Origin of the sequence: Phenylobacterium sp., assembly GCF_035539035.1 — a bacterium.
Taxonomy (GTDB): Bacteria; Pseudomonadota; Alphaproteobacteria; order Caulobacterales; family Caulobacteraceae; genus Phenylobacterium.
The window spans coordinates 280,260-294,571 of sequence record NZ_DATLJI010000014.1 but is presented as its reverse complement, the minus strand read 5'-3'; the positions used below and the strand labels follow the sequence as shown (position 1 = coordinate 294,571).

The following is a 14,312-nucleotide window of genomic DNA, read 5'->3' as shown; positions in this document are numbered from 1 at the left end:
GACGCAGATTTAGGCGCCCGGCGCAGCCGTGCAAGGCGCCGCGCGGTCGCGCCGCAGGCTGACGGAGACCGGCGGCGCGCGGCGAACCCCTAGTCGGAGGCCTTGCCGCCCTTGGCGGGGGCTTTCGGCGCGGCCTTGGCCGCCGCCTCGGCCTGCTCCTTCTCCTGGTGGCGGGCGCCGCCCAGGATGCCCTCGAGGGCGTAGTTCCCCTCATGGCAGGCGTATTCGTAGATCACGCCGTTCAGCGGGCTCATCTCGTACTCGCCGCCCCAGGGCTTTTCCCAGAGCGTCGGGTCCTCCACCTGGAAGGCGTAGTGCAGCCGGTCCTTGGCGACCCGCGTGAAGCGCTCGGTCACCTTCAAGTTCTCCCAGGAACCCATGAACGCCTGGCGCTGCGGGATGTGGGTGGTCTCCACAACCAGGGTGTCGCCTTCCCACCAGCCGATGGAGTCGCCGAAGTAGGGCCGCACGCCGTCGGTGCGGTGCTTGGCGTTCAGCGGAATGATCCGCGCGTCGTGGTTCATCTCCACCAGGATGGTCACCGCCTCGGGGGACTGAACGATCTGGTAGTTGTTGTTATAGAAGCCGTTGGGGAACATCGGCGGGCCGCCGTTGCGCCCGAAGCCGATGATGCAGCGTTCGCCCAGCGAACGGTTCTCCGGATTGTCGAACGAGCCCATGCCGCCGCGGCCGCCGCCGAAGCCGGCCGGCGCCGGGGCGCCCGCCCTGCGCGGCGGGACTTGGCCGTTCGGGGTGGTCAGCAGCGAGGTGCGGGGCTCACCGCGCACGCGCATGACGCTGTGGCCCGGATCGAGCCAGCCGCGGTTGTAGCCGCCCACGTCGCCGCCGGCCGCGGCGAACTCGGGACGCACGTTTCCGGTGACCTTCGGCGCCTCCGCCGGGGCGTTGGGATCGGTGGGCTTGTTGCCCTCCTCGACCTCCTCGACCACCGCCTGCTCCATGGCCTTCACCTCGTCCTCGGTATGGACAAGGCGGTCGCCCAGCTTGGCGGGCCGGATCATCGGTGTGAGGGTGGAGTTCGACCAGAAGCCGCCCAGGTCCGGTTGGCCGAACGCCGTGCGCGGCGCCTTGTAGGCCGCGGGCTTGGTCTGGGCGGCGGCTTCCAGTGGCAGGGCCAGCGCGATCGGCGCGGCGCAGAGCGCGGTGGCGAGGAAAAGGGCGGCGCGGTTCACGATAGTCTCCCCATGGTCTTTTCGCCGACTCCCGCTCGGCGTTCATACCGAACTTACGAATTCCGCGGCCGCCCGGCAATGGCTTCGGTTCCCGGCAGGCGTTCGGTCGCAAGCCGGCGGCTCCGGCCGCCGATGAGCCTTTTGCGGCGTCCGTCGTTAGGCGGGAATGGCGGAGCTGCGGCATTGACGGGATCGGGGGAACGCCGCGGCGTGCTGATCCGGAACGGGAGCAAGGGCGCCGACTGGCTGCCGCCCGTCCTCGAGCGCCTGGCCGAGCGCGGCGTGCGGCTCGCCGACACGCCGACCGACGGTGGGGAGCGCGCCTGCGACGCCATCCGCGCCAGCGCGCCGACCGACATCGTCGTGGTGGCGGGCGGCGACGGCACCCTGAACGGCGTGGCTCCGGCCCTGCTGGACGCGCCCCGCACGCTCGGGATTCTGCCGCTCGGCACCGCCAACGACCTGGCCCGCACGCTGGGCGTGCCGCTGGACCTCTCGGAGGCCTGCGACGTGATCGCGGCGGGCGCGACCCGGCGCATCGACCTGGGCCTCGCCAACGGCCGGCCGTTCTTCAACGTCGCCAGCCTCGGCCTTTCGGCGGACCTGGCGGCGAGCCTCGACAGCGGGGCCAAGCACAGGTTCGGCCGGCTGTCCTATGCGCTGGCGGCGCTGCGGGTGCTGATGCGGGCCAAGCCGTTCCGGGCGGCGATCGCGGCGGAGGGCGAGGTGGCGCGGACGCACACCTACCAGATCGCCGTGGGCAACGGCCGCTACCACGGCGGCGGCGTGGCGGTGAGCGAGGATGCGCAGATCGATGACGGCCGGCTGGTGCTCTACAGCCTGGAGCCCGGCAGCCTCTGGAAGGTGGTGGTCCTCGCCCCGCTGTTCCGCCGCGGCCGCCACCTACGCTGGCGGGAGGTGCGCACCGCCAGCGGCACGGAGCTGGAGATCCGCACGCCCTCGCCCATGCCGGTCAACCTGGACGGCGAGCTCGCCACCGAGACCCCGCTGGCCTTGACGGTGCGGCCGAAGGCGGTGGAGGTGTTCGCGCCCCGCTGAGCCCTGCCAAGGAGCGCCATGGCCGATCGGCTGAAGACCTGCGGCCCCTGCACCTTCTGCTGCAAGGTCATGGCGGTGTCGGAGCTGGCGAAGCCCGCCGGGACCGCCTGCGCGCACGTCCGCGCGGGCCGGGGCTGCGGGATCTATGCCGCCCGGCCGCAGGGATGCCGGACCTTCGAGTGCGTCTGGCTGATGGACCCGGAGATGCCCCACCGCTTCCGGCCGGACCAGACCAGGGTGATGCTCGACCAGGACCACGACGGTCGCCGCCTGATCGCCCGCTGCGACCCGGCCAACCCGCTGGCCTGGCGCCGCAACCCCATGCACGCGGCGCTGAAGGGGTACGCCCAGGACCACTGGGGCACGGGCCGGATCGTCATGGCCGTCGCCGGCCGCCGAGCCTGGGTGATCACGCCCAAGGCGGACATCGACCTCGGCGAGATCGACCCGGAGGCGCGGGTCGAGGTCGTGGAGGATGGGGACGGGCGGGTGAGCGTCAGGATGATATGACGCAGACGATTGTTCCCTTTTTGTTCGCTTTCTTGCTCTGCCGGTGGCATACTGCCGTTCGGTGAGCTGGCGAGGAACCAAGATGGCCACATCAGGATCTTATGCGCGCGGCGATAAGGCGAGGTCCGTGCCGGACGCGGACGCTGATGCCTACGAGGCGATGGCGCGCAAGCAACGCGCGCTGAACGAGAAGCAGGCTGCGGATATCGAGGCGCGGCACAAGCAACGAATGCTCGGCGGACGTCTGTTCACGGAGGTGGGGCAGAAGCCATGGGACGGACGCGTCGATCATCCCGGCGCACTGGAGTCCATGATCCCCGTGTGGGGTTCAGGAAAGGAAGCGATCGCGGACTTCCAGGATGGCGACTACCTCGGGGCCGCGGGAAACGCCGCCTTGGCTGTGTCTGATCTAGTACCCGCGAAGGCCGTCAGCGGGGCAATTCTGAAGGGCGCGGTGATCAAGGCTGCAGGTCCGCACGTCTGGCGCACAAAGCCCTGGGAAGAAGCTAAGGGCGTCCGGCAGTGGCTAACGGAGAAGGGTGTCGCCAAGCCCGGGCAGCCCGTCCACCACTGGGTACCCTGGCTGGAACAGAAGTCGGCGGTACCCGACTGGATCAAGAACCAGCCCATCTTCCTGAAGCCGATGAAGGACGCGGTTCAACACGGGCGGGTGCATGGAAGATACACCGTCGATGGCGTGAAGCTCCCAAGGTACAATCCGGCAGAGCGGGTTTGGCATGGTTCGCCAGACTGGGCCAAAGCCACCCCGGTTTCAGTCGCGGGTCGGGTGGTTCCCGATAAGGACAAGAAGGGGCGCCGGCCTTGACCGTCGCTACGATAGGCTTCGTCGTTGTCGCAACTGTCTTGGGACTGTGGCTTGTGCGGCGCCTGAGCGAGCCCAATCCCGAGGAAAGGGAGGCGGCCGCCGCGGCGCGCGCGGAGGCCACACGTCAGGTTCTCGACGACATGCGGCGGCTCGCCCAGCCGGCTCTTACCCTCATAGAGGCGGAAAGACCCGGCTTCTCGAAGCTTGGCGGCGAGCCTGACTTGCCGCCCGACGTGGAGTGGCCACGCGCCGAGGGCCGATCCCTGGCGTTCCTGGCGCAGCTTGACCTTCAGGAAGTTCGCAGCGCCGGAGGACCGGACTGGCTCCCCCGCGAAGGCAAACTTTGGGCGTTCAACGACGATGACGGCTACGGCAGCGCCGATCACCTCCGCGTCCTGCACGCGGCATCCGACGCGGCGACCGTCCGCCATGCATTTCCCGACGATCTTGGGAAGCGTCATCGTTTCGGCGAACAGCGGGTGGGTTTTCGCTTGGATATGGTCGCGCCCAGCCTGGACTGGCTCGGCGTTGATCCGCGGGCGTTGGACATCAGTCGTCTGAACGAAAGCGAGCTCGCGGCGGCGCCGCAAGGACCTCATCGCGGCGAACGGCAGCACCGGATCGGGGGATATCCCTCTGAGATCCAAGACGAGCGCATGCCGTTCACGGCTGAGATGTTGGCCCGAGGACTCTCCTTGGACGGGCCGCTGCCCCTCGATATCGAGGAGGCCGCCCGGGAATGGCGGCTCCTGCTGCAGATCGATTCCGACCCGGCGCTCGGGATGAACTTCGGCGACGCGGGCCGGCTCTATGTGTTCATCAAGGAGAAGCACGCCCGGGCGGGCGACTTCTCCAAGACCGTGTCGAACTGGCAGACCTACTAGGCCGCCACCGTCTGCCCCGCCTTCTCCCACTCGGCCCAGAGGCGCTTCTCCTCGGCCTTGGCGGGGCCGAGGCTGGCCTCCTTGACGTGGCCGAAGCCGCGGATCTGCTGCGGAACGGCGGCGATCTTCACCGCGGTCGGCAGGTGGGCGGCGTCCAGCTTTGAGAGGAGGCGGTCGACGCCGGCCTCGTAGTCGGAGATCAGCCCCCGCTCCATCTTCCGCTCGTCGGAGTAGCCGAAGACGTCGAGGGGCGTGCCGCGCAGGCCCTTCATCTTGGCCATCAGCGGGAAGGCCATGTCGGTCATCCACGGGCCGAAGGCCATCTTCCTCGGGCGGCCGTCCTTGTCCTTGGGCGACAGGATCGGCGGGGCGAGCCAGACCTTTTCCTTCCCGCCCTTGAAGACCGAGTTGCGGTACTCGCGCCAGCGCGGGTCGGTATGCAGGCGCGCGACCTCGTACTCGTCCTTGTAGGCCATCAGCTTGTAGAGGTTGGTCGCCACCGCGCGGGTCAGGCGGTCGGAGCCCAGGGCGCCTTCCGCCTCCTGCACCTTGCGCACCCGGTCGAGGTAGCGCTGGGCGTAGGCGCGGTTCTGGTAGGCCTCCAGCTCCCGGGCGCGGTGGGCGATCAGCTCGTCCACCGGCAGGGTCTCCGGCGTCGGCACGTCGTCCTCGCGCAGGCCGCGGCTCGACGGATCGTGGGCGGCCTTGCGGCCCAGCTCGAAGGCCTGGAGGTTGGCGTCGGCGTCCACCCCGTTCAGGCGGATGGCCCGGTAGAGCGCCCGGCTCGACACGGGCACGACGCCCTTCTGCCAGGCGAAGCCCAGCATGATCATGTTCGAGTAGATGGCGTCGCCGAGGTTGTTCACCGCCAGGTGCTGGGCCGGCATGGCGTCGTAAGACTTCACCGCCGCCGCGATCCGCCGGGCCTGGGCGTCGGCGTCGAAACGCACGTCGCGGTCCGTGACGAAGTCGGCAGTGGGCGCAAAGTCGGCGTTGCCGACCGCCACGGTGCGGTCCTTGGCGTAGAGCGCCAGCGCGTCGGCGCCGGCCGCCACCAGCAGGTCGCAGGCGATCAGCACGTTGGCGCTGGCGGCCGGCACCCGGCCACCGACGATGCTCTCCTCGGTCTCGCCGATGCGCACGTGGCTGAACACCGCCCCGCCCTTCTGGGCCAGGCCGGTCATGTCCACCACGGACGCGGCGCGGCCGTCCACGTGGGCGGCCATGGCCAGGATCGAGGCCACGGTCGTCACGCCGGTGCCGCCCACGCCGGTGAAGACGATGTTCGAGGTGCCGGTGAAGGCCTGGAAGGTCGGCAGCGGCGTGGAGTCGGCCGTCAGCGCCGGCATGGCCTCCTTGTGCGGGTTCTCCGCGCCTTCCAGCGTGATGAAGGACGGGCAGAAGCCCTCCAGACAGGTGTAGTCCTGGTTGCAGCTCGACTGGTTGATCTTCCGCTTGCGGCCGAACTCGGTGTTCAGCGGCTCGACGGAGACGCAGTGCGAGGTGCGCGAGCAGTCGCCGCAGCCTTCGCAAACCAGCGGGTTGATCATCACCCGGCGCGGGGCCTGCTCCATCTTGCCGCGCTTGCGGCGGCGACGCTTCTCGGTGGCGCAGACCTGGTCGTAGATCAGGACGGTGACGCCCGGGATCTCGCGCAGCTCACGCTGCACCTTCATCAGCTCGGACCGGGGTTTCACCTCGACGCCGGGCGCCAGGTCGGTGACCTGCTCGTAGCGCTCGGGTTCGGCGGCCACCACGACCACCTTCTTCACGCCTTCGGAGGCGAGCTGGCGGGTGATCTGCGGAACGGTGAAGCCGCTCTCGGCCTGCTGGCCGCCGGTCATGGCGACGGCGTCGTTGAACAGCAGCTTGTAGGTGATGTTCGACTTCGCCGCGACCGAGGCGCGGACGGCGAGCGAGCCGGAGTGATTGTAGGTGCCGTCGCCGAGGTTGACGAAGACGTGCTTCTCCTCGGTGAAGGGCGAGGCGCCCATCCAGGTCAGGCCCTCGCCGCCCATGTGGCTGGTGAGGTCGGTGTTCGGGTCGTTGAAGCTCGCCATATAGTGGCAGCCGATGCCGGCGAGCGCCCGGCTGCCTTCCGGCAGGCGCGTGGACGAGTTGTGCGGGCAGCCCGAGCAGAAGAACGGCTTGCGCTGCTGGTCGCTGGACAGCGTCACCGCGGCCATGGAGGCGGCCGAGACGCGGTTCAGATAGTCGTGCACCCGCTCCATGTGCGGGCCGGGCGGCAGGCGGTCGGAGATGGCCAGGGCGATCTCGGCCACCGAGAGCGAGCCCAGCTCCGAGAGCAGCGGGTGGCCCTGCTCGTCGGTCTTGCCGATGATCTTCGGCCGCGCGTGGGCGGGCAGGTCGTAGAGCGCGGCGCGGGCCTGGGTCTCGATCAGCGGCCGCTTGTGCTCGATGACCATCAGGGTCTCGAGGCCGGCGGCGAAGCTGCGCAAGCCCGTCGGCTCCAGCGGCCAGGGCATGCCCACCTTGTAGATGGCGATGCCGAGGTCGGCCGCCTCCTGGCGGCTGATGCCCATGGCCGCGAAGGCCTCGATGACATCCTTGTAGGCCTGGCCCTGGCAGGCGATGCCGAGCCGGGGCCGCGAGGAGCCCCACATCACCCGGTCGATCCGGTTGGCGCGGGCGAAGGCGAGCGCGGCCGGCAGCTTGTGGGTGCGCAGGCGCCGCTCCTTGTCGAGCGGCTGGTCCTTCAGGCGGATGCCAACTCCGCCGGGCGGCAGGCGGAAGTTGTCGGGAATGACGAAGCGGTGGCGGTCGAGGCCCACATCGATGGTGACGCCGGAATCCATGGTGTCGGCCAGCGCGATGAGGCCGACCCACAGCCCCGAGAACCGGGACATGGCGTAGCCCATCAGGCCGTAATCCAGCACCTCCTGCACGTCGGCGGGTGCGAGCACCGGCATCTCGAAGTCCTGGAAGGCGAACTCCGACTGCGACGGGAGCGTCGAGGATTTGCAGTTGTGGTCGTCGCCGGCCACCGCCAGCACGCCGCCCTTGGGCCAGACGCCGGCGAAGTTGGCGTGCTTGAAGGCGTCGCCCGTGCGGTCCACGCCCGGCGCCTTGCCGTACCACATGCCGAACACACCGTCGTAGAGCGCGCCCGGGAACAGGTTGGCCTGCTGCGAACCCCAGACGGCGGTCGCCGCCAGGTCCTCGTTGAGGCCCTCCTTGAACACCACCTCGGCGGCCTTCAGGTGCGTGGCGGCGCGCGCGGCCTGCTGGTCGAGGCCGCCGAGCGGCGAGCCGCGATAGCCCGACACAAATCCCGCCGTCTTCAGGCCCGCGGCCTGGTCCAGGCGGTGCTGATCCATCAGGACGCGCAGGAGAGCCTGTACGCCGGTGATGAAGACACGACCTTCGGTGAGCAGAAATTTGTCGTCGAGCGTCACTTCCTGGTGGCGCATCGCAATTTTTATCCTTCCAGGCCTCCCACAGGCCGTTAGAAGATCATATAAGATCGCAGCAATTGCTTGCCAAAAGCGTGCCCCTGCCATCCGGTTCCGGGGCAAGAAAGACGCCGGTAAGCGCCGAGAGAAGGAGGAAAACTTGTCCGAGGTGCTCGACGCCGTCGATGCCAAGATTCTGGATCTGATCCAGCATGACGCGGGCCTTTCGGTCGCCGAGATCGCAGAACGGGTCGGATTGTCGTCGAGCCCGTGCTGGCGGCGCATCAAGCGCCTGGAGGACGCCGGCGTCATCCAGCGGCGCGTGACCATCCTGGACCGGGAAAAGTTGGGATTGGGTTTCGAGGTCTACTGCACGGTCAAGCTCAGCCTGCCCACCAAGGACAACCTCGACGCCTTCGAGACCGCCATCGGCAAGCTGCCGGAGGTCGTCCAGTGCGCCACCGTCACCGGCGCCGCCGACTACGAGCTGCGGATCGTCACCCGCGACATGCACGCCTTCGACGACTTCCTGCGCGACAAGATCCTGTCGCTGGGGCTGGTCTCCAACATCGAGAGCCGGATCGTCATCCGCTCCGTGAAGCACACGACCGCCGCGCCGCTGGGTCTGGTCAGCCCCTATGTGAGCGCGCAAAGCTAGGGCTCCCTGAACGGAGCCCACCATGATCGACCTCGTCATCGACCAGCGGCGCAAGGACCTGGGCGGGTTCGAGGTGGGGCGGGTGCTGCCCTTCGCCCAGCGGCGGATGGTGGGCCCCTTCATCTTCTTCGACCACATGGGCCCGGCGGAGTTCCAGCCGGGCTTCGGCCGCGAGGTGGACGTGCGGCCGCATCCGCACATCGGCCTCTCCACCCTCTCCTACCTCTTCGAAGGCGAGATGACCCACCGCGACAGCGTGGGCGCCGTCCAGCCGATCCGGCCCGGCGAGGTGAACTGGATGACGGCCGGCCGGGGCATCACCCATTCGGAGCGCTTCGAGCACCTGCGCGCCCACGGCGGACGGATGAACGGCATCCAGACCTGGATCGCCCTGCCGGTGGAGGACGAGGAGACCGATCCCGGCTTCGCCCACTACCCGCCCGACCAGCTGCCCACCTACGAGGGCGGCGGCATGTGGGCCCGGCTGATCGCCGGCGAGGCCTTCGGCGCCAAGTCGGCGGTGCGCACCCACTCGCCCATGTTTTACATCCACTGGCGGCTGGACGCCGGCGCCCAGGCGCAGCTGCCGGCGGAGTATCCCGAACGCGCGGCCTATGTGGCGCAGGGGGTGGTGGAGGTGGACGGCCGCCAGTTCCACGAGGGGCAGATGCTGGTCTTCGCGCCCGGCGAACCTGTGCTGTTCACCGCCGTGACACCGGTCATCGTCATGCTACTGGGCGGCGAGCCGGTGGGGCCGCGGTTCATCGAGTGGAACTTCGTCTCCTCCTCGAAGGACCGGCTGGAGCAGGCCAAGGCCGACTGGCGAGCCGGGCGCATGAAGCTGCCCGACGCCGACCACGACGAATTCATCCCCCTGCCCGGCGACCCGCCGCCCCCAGCGAACCCGATGAGCTGATGGGGGACGCAAGCTTGGCCGGAATAATCCTCCCCCATCAGGGGTTGTAGCGCGGAGAGCCTTTCGGCCCCTGAGCCACGGCGGGTTGAGCCTGCCTCGTTTTGGGCGTTAGTGGGCAAGATGAACGTCAGCGTCTTCGACCTCTTCAAGCTTGGCGTCGGCCCCTCCAGCTCGCACACCATGGGCCCGATGACCGCCGCCTGCCGCTTCCTGGCCTGGCTCGGCGAGGCGCGCGCCCGGGTGGAGCGGGTCGAGGTCACTCTCTACGCCTCGCTGGCGCTCACCGGCCGCGGTCACGCCACCGACCGCGCGGTGATCCTCGGCCTGGCCGGCTTCGAGCCGCGCACCCTCGACGCCGACGCCGGCGACCGCACCATTGCGCGCGCCGTCCACCAGGGCCGGCTGATGCTGGGCGGCGAGCGCGAGATCGGCTTCGAGGTCGGCCGCGACCTGGTCTGGGCCGGCCGCACCCGGCTGCCCCAGCATCCCAACGCCCTGAAGTTCACGGCCTTCGACGCCGAGGGCGCGCCGCTCGGCGAGCGGACCTACTTCTCCATCGGCGGCGGCTTCGTCCGCGACGAGGATGAGATGGGCCAGAACGCCCCGGCCGATCCCGGGCCCGAGGTCCCCTACCCGTTCGAGTCCGGCGACGAGCTCCTGGAGCGGGCGGCCATGGCGAACCTGACCATCGCCGAGCTGATGTTCGAGAACGAGAAGGTCCGCCGCTCGGAACAGGAGATCAACGACGGCCTCGAGGAGATCGCGGCGGCCATGTACGCCTGCATCGACCGGGGGCTGCGCGTGGACGGCGTCCTGCCCGGCGGCCTGAAGGTGCCCCGGCGGGCGAACCAGGTCTGGCAGAACCTGATGTCCGACGCCGACCGCCGGATCGCCGATCCGCTCGCCGCCCTCGACTGGGTGAACCTCTGGGCGCTGGCGGTGAACGAGGAGAACGCCGCCGGCGGCCGGGTGGTGACCGCCCCCACCAACGGCGCGGCCGGCCTGCTGCCGGCGGTGCTGCGCTACTACGAGCGCTTCCACAACGGGACGGCGGAGAGCCGCCGGACCTTCCTGCTGACGGCGGCGGCCATCGGCGCCCTCTACAAGAAGAACGCCTCCATCTCCGGCGCGGAGGTGGGCTGCCAGGGCGAGGTGGGTGTCGCCTGCTCCATGGCCGCCGCCGGCCTGACCGCCGTGCTCGGCGGATCCAACGCCCAGATCGAGAACGCCGCCGAGATCGCCATGGAGCACAACCTCGGCCTCACCTGCGACCCGATCGGCGGCCTGGTGCAGATCCCCTGCATCGAGCGCAACGCCATGGGCGCGGTGAAGGCCATCGACGCCGCCCGCCTGGCGCTGCTGGGCGACGGCCGCCACACCGTCAGCCTCGACAAGGTGATCGCCACCATGAAGCGCACCGGCGAGGACATGAGCCACATCTACAAGGAAACCTCGCTGGGCGGCCTGGCGGTCAATCTCGCGGAGTGCTGAGCGGATTTCCGCCCGGCGGCTGTCGGGACCGTCGCGCGCCGTTCGTCATCCTGCCGTAAGGTCACGAGGACCGGAAAAGGGAGACGGACGATGCGCTACCTGATGATCGTGAAGGCCACGCCCCAATCCGAGGCTGGCGAGTTCCCGCCCGACGCCGAGCAGATGTTCGCGTAGATGGCGGAGTTCAACAACGAGATGATCGCCGCGGGCGTCATGCTCGACGGGGCGGGCCTGAAGCCCAGCTCGGCCGGCAAGCGCATCGCCTTCCACGGCCGGGGCAACACCGTGGTCACCGACGGTCCGTTCGCCGAGACCAAGGAGCTGATCGCCGGCTTCTGGGTGATCCAGTGCAAGGACATGGACGAGGCCCTGTCGTGGGCGAAGCGCGTGCCCTTCGCCGACGGCGAGATCGAGCTGCGCCCCTACCACGAGCCGGAGGACTTCGAGGGCTACGTCTCCGACGAGGTCATGGCCCAGGAGAAGGCCTGGCGCGAGGACCAGATCGCCAAGGCGCCGAAGCTCGACGCCTAGGACGTCGTCAACGCCTTGCGGGTCTGTTCCCAATACTGGGCGCCGGTGATCAGGGTGACGATCGCCGCGAGCCAGAAGAGGACGTGGGCGGCCGTGGCGAATCCGCCACGGACCCCCGCCGCCTCCGGCAGGCTGAAGGCGCCCCAGGCGGCGACCACCAGCTCCATGGTCAGGGCCACGAGCTGCAGGGTGGTCTTCCACTTGGCGAGCAGGGTGACCGGCAGCTTCACGCCCTTGCCGGCGCCCACCTCGCGCAGGGCGCTCACCGTGAACTCGCGGAACAGGATCAGCCCGGCCGGCAGGACGATCATCGGCTGGGCCCCGCCCATGGCCAGGAGGCCAAGGATGGCTCCGCAGACCAGAACCTTGTCGCCGATCGGGTCGAGGATGGCGCCCCAGATGCTGACGGCGTTCATCTTCCGCGCGAGCCAGCCGTCGAAGAAGTCGGTCACCGCCGCCACCACGAAGGCGTAGACCGCCCACCGCTGCAGGCTGAACTGGGCCAGCGGATCGAGCCGCTCCGACACGTAGGGGATCGCCCCCGCCGCGGCGGCGAGCGCCAGGAACATGAAGAGCGCCAGGACAAGGCGCAGGGACGTGAGGATGTTCGGCAGGGACTTCATGGTCTCTCCAACGCGTGGATCGTTCCTTAGGTACCCGGCGTAAGCTCGACCGTCTTCTGCTGTTTGCTGTAGAGGCAGATCCGCTTGTCGTTCCCCTCGATGAGCACCGCGATCCCGTAGTTCTGGGTGCCGACGGGATGGACGATCACCTGCGGCGACCTCATGCCCAGCCGCTGCGCGCGATGCAGGCACTGCTTGCGGACGTCGGTCCGGAACTCCTCCCAGGCCACGGGCGAACTCGCCTGGGCCTGCCCCGCCGCCGCCAGGGCCAGCGCCGCCCCCAGGATCATCATCCGCATCGAAGCCTCCTCAGGCCTTGTGGAAGAATGCGTAAATGCGCTGGGCGAGCGGAAGGCTCACGCCCTCCACCTTGGCGAGGTCCTCGACTGACGCCCGGCTCACGCCGCGGGCGGAGCCGAAGGTGTGGAGCAGGGCCCGCTTGCGGCCAGGACCGACGCCCTCGATCTCGTCGAGCGGGTTCTTCTTGAGGTCCATGGACCGGCGCGTGCGGTGGCTGCCGATGGCGAAGCGGTGGGCCTCGTCGCGCAGGCGCTGCAGGTAGTAGAGCACCGGCGACTTGGGCTCGAGCATGAAGGGCTCCTTGCCCGGCATGAAGAACCGCTCCAGCCCCGCGTCCCGGTCCGGCCCCTTGGCGACGCCTACCACCGCGATGTCGTCGACGCCCAGGTCGGCCATCACCTCCATGGCCGCGGCGAGCTGGCCCGCGCCGCCGTCGATCAGCACCAGGTCCGGACGGATGGCCTCATTGCCCTCCTCCTCTTCCTTCACCAGCCGGGAGAAGCGGCGGCGCAGCACCTCGCGCATCATGCCGTAGTCGTCGCCCGGGGTGAGCTCGGTCGAGCGGATATTGAACTTCCGGTACTGGTTCTTCTGGAAGCCGTCGGGGCCGGCCACGATCATGCCGCCGACGGCGTTCGTGCCCATGATGTGGCTGTTGTCGTAGACCTCGATCCGCTCCGGCTGGCCCTCCAGGCCGAAGGCCTCGCAGACTCCCGCCAGCAGCTTCGACTGGGCCGAGCTCTCGGCCATCTTCCGGCCCAGCGCCTCGCGGGCGTTGGTGAGCGCGTGCTCCACCAGCCCCTTCTTCTCGCCCCGCTGCGGCCGGCTGATCTCCACCTTGCGGCCGGACTTCTGGCAGAAGGCCTCGGCGAGCAGCTCGCAATCCGCGGGGTCGATGTTCACCAGGATCATCTTCGGGATCGGCTTGTCGTCGTAGAACTGGCCGAGGAAGGCGCCCATGACGTCGGGGTCCTCGTCGCTCTTGTCCACGCGCGGGAAGTAGGCGCGGTTGCCCCAGTTCTGGCCCGCCCGGAAGAAGAACACCTGGACGCAGGCCTGGCCGCCCTCGGCGTGCAGGGCGAAGACGTCCGCCTCGTCCACCGTCTCGGGGTTGATCTGCTGTTCCTGGGCGATGGAGGCCAGCGCCCGGATGCGATCGCGCAGGCGCGCGGCGCGCTCGAACTCCATCTCGTCTGAGGCCGCCTGCATCTGCTCGGCCATGCTGGCCATCACGGCCCGGCTCTTGCCGCGCAGGAAGGCCTGCGCCTGGTCCACCAGGCCGTTGTAGTCCTCCAGGCTGACGAGCCCTGTGCAGGGCGCGGCGCACCGGCGGATCTGGTGCAGCATGCAGGGGCGGGTGCGGGTCTCGTAGACGCTGTCCGAGCAGGACCGCAGCAGGAACGCCTTCTGCAGGGTGTTCAGCGTGCGGTTCACCGCCCAGGCGCTGGCGAAGGGGCCGAAGTACTCCCCTTTGATGGTGTGGGCGCCGCGGTGCTTGCGCAGCTGCGGCGCCTCGTGGTCGCGGCGGATGACGATCTCGGGGAAGCTCTTGTCGTCGCGCAGCAGGACGTTGAAGCGCGGCTTCAGCTGCTTGATCAGGTTGATCTCGAGCAGCAGGGCGTCGGTCTCGGTCTTGGTGGTGACGAACTCCATGGAGCGCGTCTGGTCGACCATGTGGGCGATGCGTTGGGTGTGGAAGCGACCCTGGGCGTACTGCAGCACGCGCTTCTTGAGCGAGCGCGCCTTGCCGACGTAAAGCACCTCGCCGTCCTCGCCCACCATGCGGTAGACGCCGGGGCGGTCGGGCAGGCGTTTGACCTCATCCTTGATCAGGGCGGCGCCCTTCAGGGGCGGGGTGTCGAGCATGGGTCACATATAGGGCGGTTCGGGCCGCATGGCAGCGCGACG

The 14,312-nt window shown here is 69.2% G+C and carries 13 protein-coding genes; 8 read left to right on the top strand and 5 right to left on the bottom strand.

From position 1 onward, the window contains the following. Positions 1-89: 89 nt before the first annotated feature. On the bottom strand, positions 90-1,193 hold the full coding sequence (locus VM685_RS11135; RefSeq protein WP_325460218.1) for a hypothetical protein: 1,104 nt from the start codon (positions 1,191-1,193) through the stop codon (positions 90-92). A gap of 210 nt (positions 1,194-1,403) precedes the next feature. On the opposite strand from VM685_RS11135, the gene VM685_RS11130 reads away from it, so the two are divergent. From VM685_RS11130 to VM685_RS11115, 4 genes are all read left to right on the top strand, one after another. Further along, the gene (locus VM685_RS11130; protein ID WP_325460217.1) at positions 1,404-2,252 is read left to right on the top strand and encodes a lipid kinase; all 849 of its coding nucleotides are present in this window, start codon (positions 1,404-1,406) and stop codon (positions 2,250-2,252) included. Between the two features lie 18 nt (positions 2,253-2,270). Further along, positions 2,271-2,762, top strand: a complete 492-nt coding sequence (locus VM685_RS11125; RefSeq protein ID WP_325460216.1) for a YkgJ family cysteine cluster protein — start codon at positions 2,271-2,273, stop codon at positions 2,760-2,762. Between the two features lie 127 nt (positions 2,763-2,889). Next, positions 2,890-3,588 (top strand): hypothetical protein, encoded by a 699-nt coding sequence (locus VM685_RS11120; RefSeq protein WP_325460215.1) that lies wholly within the window; start codon positions 2,890-2,892, stop codon positions 3,586-3,588. Beyond that, complete coding sequence (locus VM685_RS11115) at positions 3,585-4,472, top strand: YwqG family protein (RefSeq protein WP_325460214.1); 888 nt, start codon at positions 3,585-3,587, stop codon at positions 4,470-4,472. The genes VM685_RS11120 and VM685_RS11115 overlap by 4 nt, the downstream gene beginning before the upstream one ends. Here VM685_RS11115 and VM685_RS11110 read toward each other — a convergent pair. Further along, a complete protein-coding gene (locus VM685_RS11110) occupies positions 4,469-7,903 on the bottom strand; it encodes an indolepyruvate ferredoxin oxidoreductase family protein (RefSeq protein WP_325460213.1) in 3,435 nt (1,144 codons plus the stop codon). The two genes, VM685_RS11115 and VM685_RS11110, sit on opposite strands and share 4 nt — an antisense overlap. Positions 7,904-8,045: 142 nt before the next feature. Between VM685_RS11110 and VM685_RS11105 the strand changes: the two genes are divergently transcribed. The 4 genes from VM685_RS11105 (at position 8,046) to VM685_RS11090 (ending at position 11,481) form a co-directional block, all read left to right on the top strand. Continuing rightward, positions 8,046-8,543 (top strand): Lrp/AsnC family transcriptional regulator, encoded by a 498-nt coding sequence (locus VM685_RS11105; protein WP_325460212.1) that lies wholly within the window; start codon positions 8,046-8,048, stop codon positions 8,541-8,543. Between the two features lie 22 nt (positions 8,544-8,565). Beyond that, positions 8,566-9,459 carry a pirin family protein gene (locus tag VM685_RS11100; protein ID WP_325460211.1) on the top strand — a complete coding sequence of 298 codons (894 nt, stop codon included), beginning with the start codon at positions 8,566-8,568 and terminating at the stop codon, positions 9,457-9,459. A gap of 120 nt (positions 9,460-9,579) precedes the next feature. Then, positions 9,580-10,950 carry an L-serine ammonia-lyase gene (locus tag VM685_RS11095; RefSeq protein ID WP_325460210.1) on the top strand — a complete coding sequence of 457 codons (1,371 nt, stop codon included), beginning with the start codon at positions 9,580-9,582 and terminating at the stop codon, positions 10,948-10,950. Positions 10,951-11,124: 174 nt separating this feature from the next. Next, positions 11,125-11,481 (top strand): YciI family protein, encoded by a 357-nt coding sequence (locus tag VM685_RS11090; RefSeq protein ID WP_325460209.1) that lies wholly within the window; start codon positions 11,125-11,127, stop codon positions 11,479-11,481. Here VM685_RS11090 and pgsA read toward each other — a convergent pair. From pgsA to uvrC, 3 genes are read right to left on the bottom strand one after another with little or no spacing between them, the layout of a single operon-like run. After that, positions 11,478-12,104: a CDP-diacylglycerol--glycerol-3-phosphate 3-phosphatidyltransferase gene (gene pgsA / locus VM685_RS11085; RefSeq protein WP_325460208.1), complete on the bottom strand. Its 627-nt coding sequence runs from the start codon at positions 12,102-12,104 to the stop codon at positions 11,478-11,480. The genes VM685_RS11090 and pgsA overlap by 4 nt on opposite strands. Before the next feature lie 26 nt (positions 12,105-12,130). After that, positions 12,131-12,403, bottom strand: a complete 273-nt coding sequence (locus VM685_RS11080; RefSeq protein ID WP_325460207.1) for a hypothetical protein — start codon at positions 12,401-12,403, stop codon at positions 12,131-12,133. 10 nt (positions 12,404-12,413) lie between these two features. Next, positions 12,414-14,270, bottom strand: a complete 1,857-nt coding sequence (gene uvrC, locus VM685_RS11075; RefSeq protein ID WP_325460206.1) for an excinuclease ABC subunit UvrC — start codon at positions 14,268-14,270, stop codon at positions 12,414-12,416. Between the last annotated feature and the right edge of the window lie 42 nt (positions 14,271-14,312).

Bases quoted from the DNA above. Each gene is read 5' to 3' on its own strand.
- VM685_RS11125 (WP_325460216.1), top strand. From the start codon at position 2,271: ATGGCCGATCGGCTGAAGACCTGCGGCCCCTGCACCTTCTGCTGCAAG.
- VM685_RS11110 (WP_325460213.1), bottom strand. From the start codon at position 7,903: ATGCGCCACCAGGAAGTGACGCTCGACGACAAATTTCTGCTCACCGAA.
- VM685_RS11100 (WP_325460211.1), top strand. From the start codon at position 8,566: ATGATCGACCTCGTCATCGACCAGCGGCGCAAGGACCTGGGCGGGTTC.
- VM685_RS11095 (WP_325460210.1), top strand. From the start codon at position 9,580: ATGAACGTCAGCGTCTTCGACCTCTTCAAGCTTGGCGTCGGCCCCTCC.
- VM685_RS11090 (WP_325460209.1), top strand. From the start codon at position 11,125: ATGGCGGAGTTCAACAACGAGATGATCGCCGCGGGCGTCATGCTCGAC.
- pgsA (WP_325460208.1), bottom strand. From the start codon at position 12,104: ATGAAGTCCCTGCCGAACATCCTCACGTCCCTGCGCCTTGTCCTGGCG.
- VM685_RS11080 (WP_325460207.1), bottom strand. From the start codon at position 12,403: ATGCGGATGATGATCCTGGGGGCGGCGCTGGCCCTGGCGGCGGCGGGG.
- uvrC (WP_325460206.1), bottom strand. From the start codon at position 14,270: ATGCTCGACACCCCGCCCCTGAAGGGCGCCGCCCTGATCAAGGATGAG.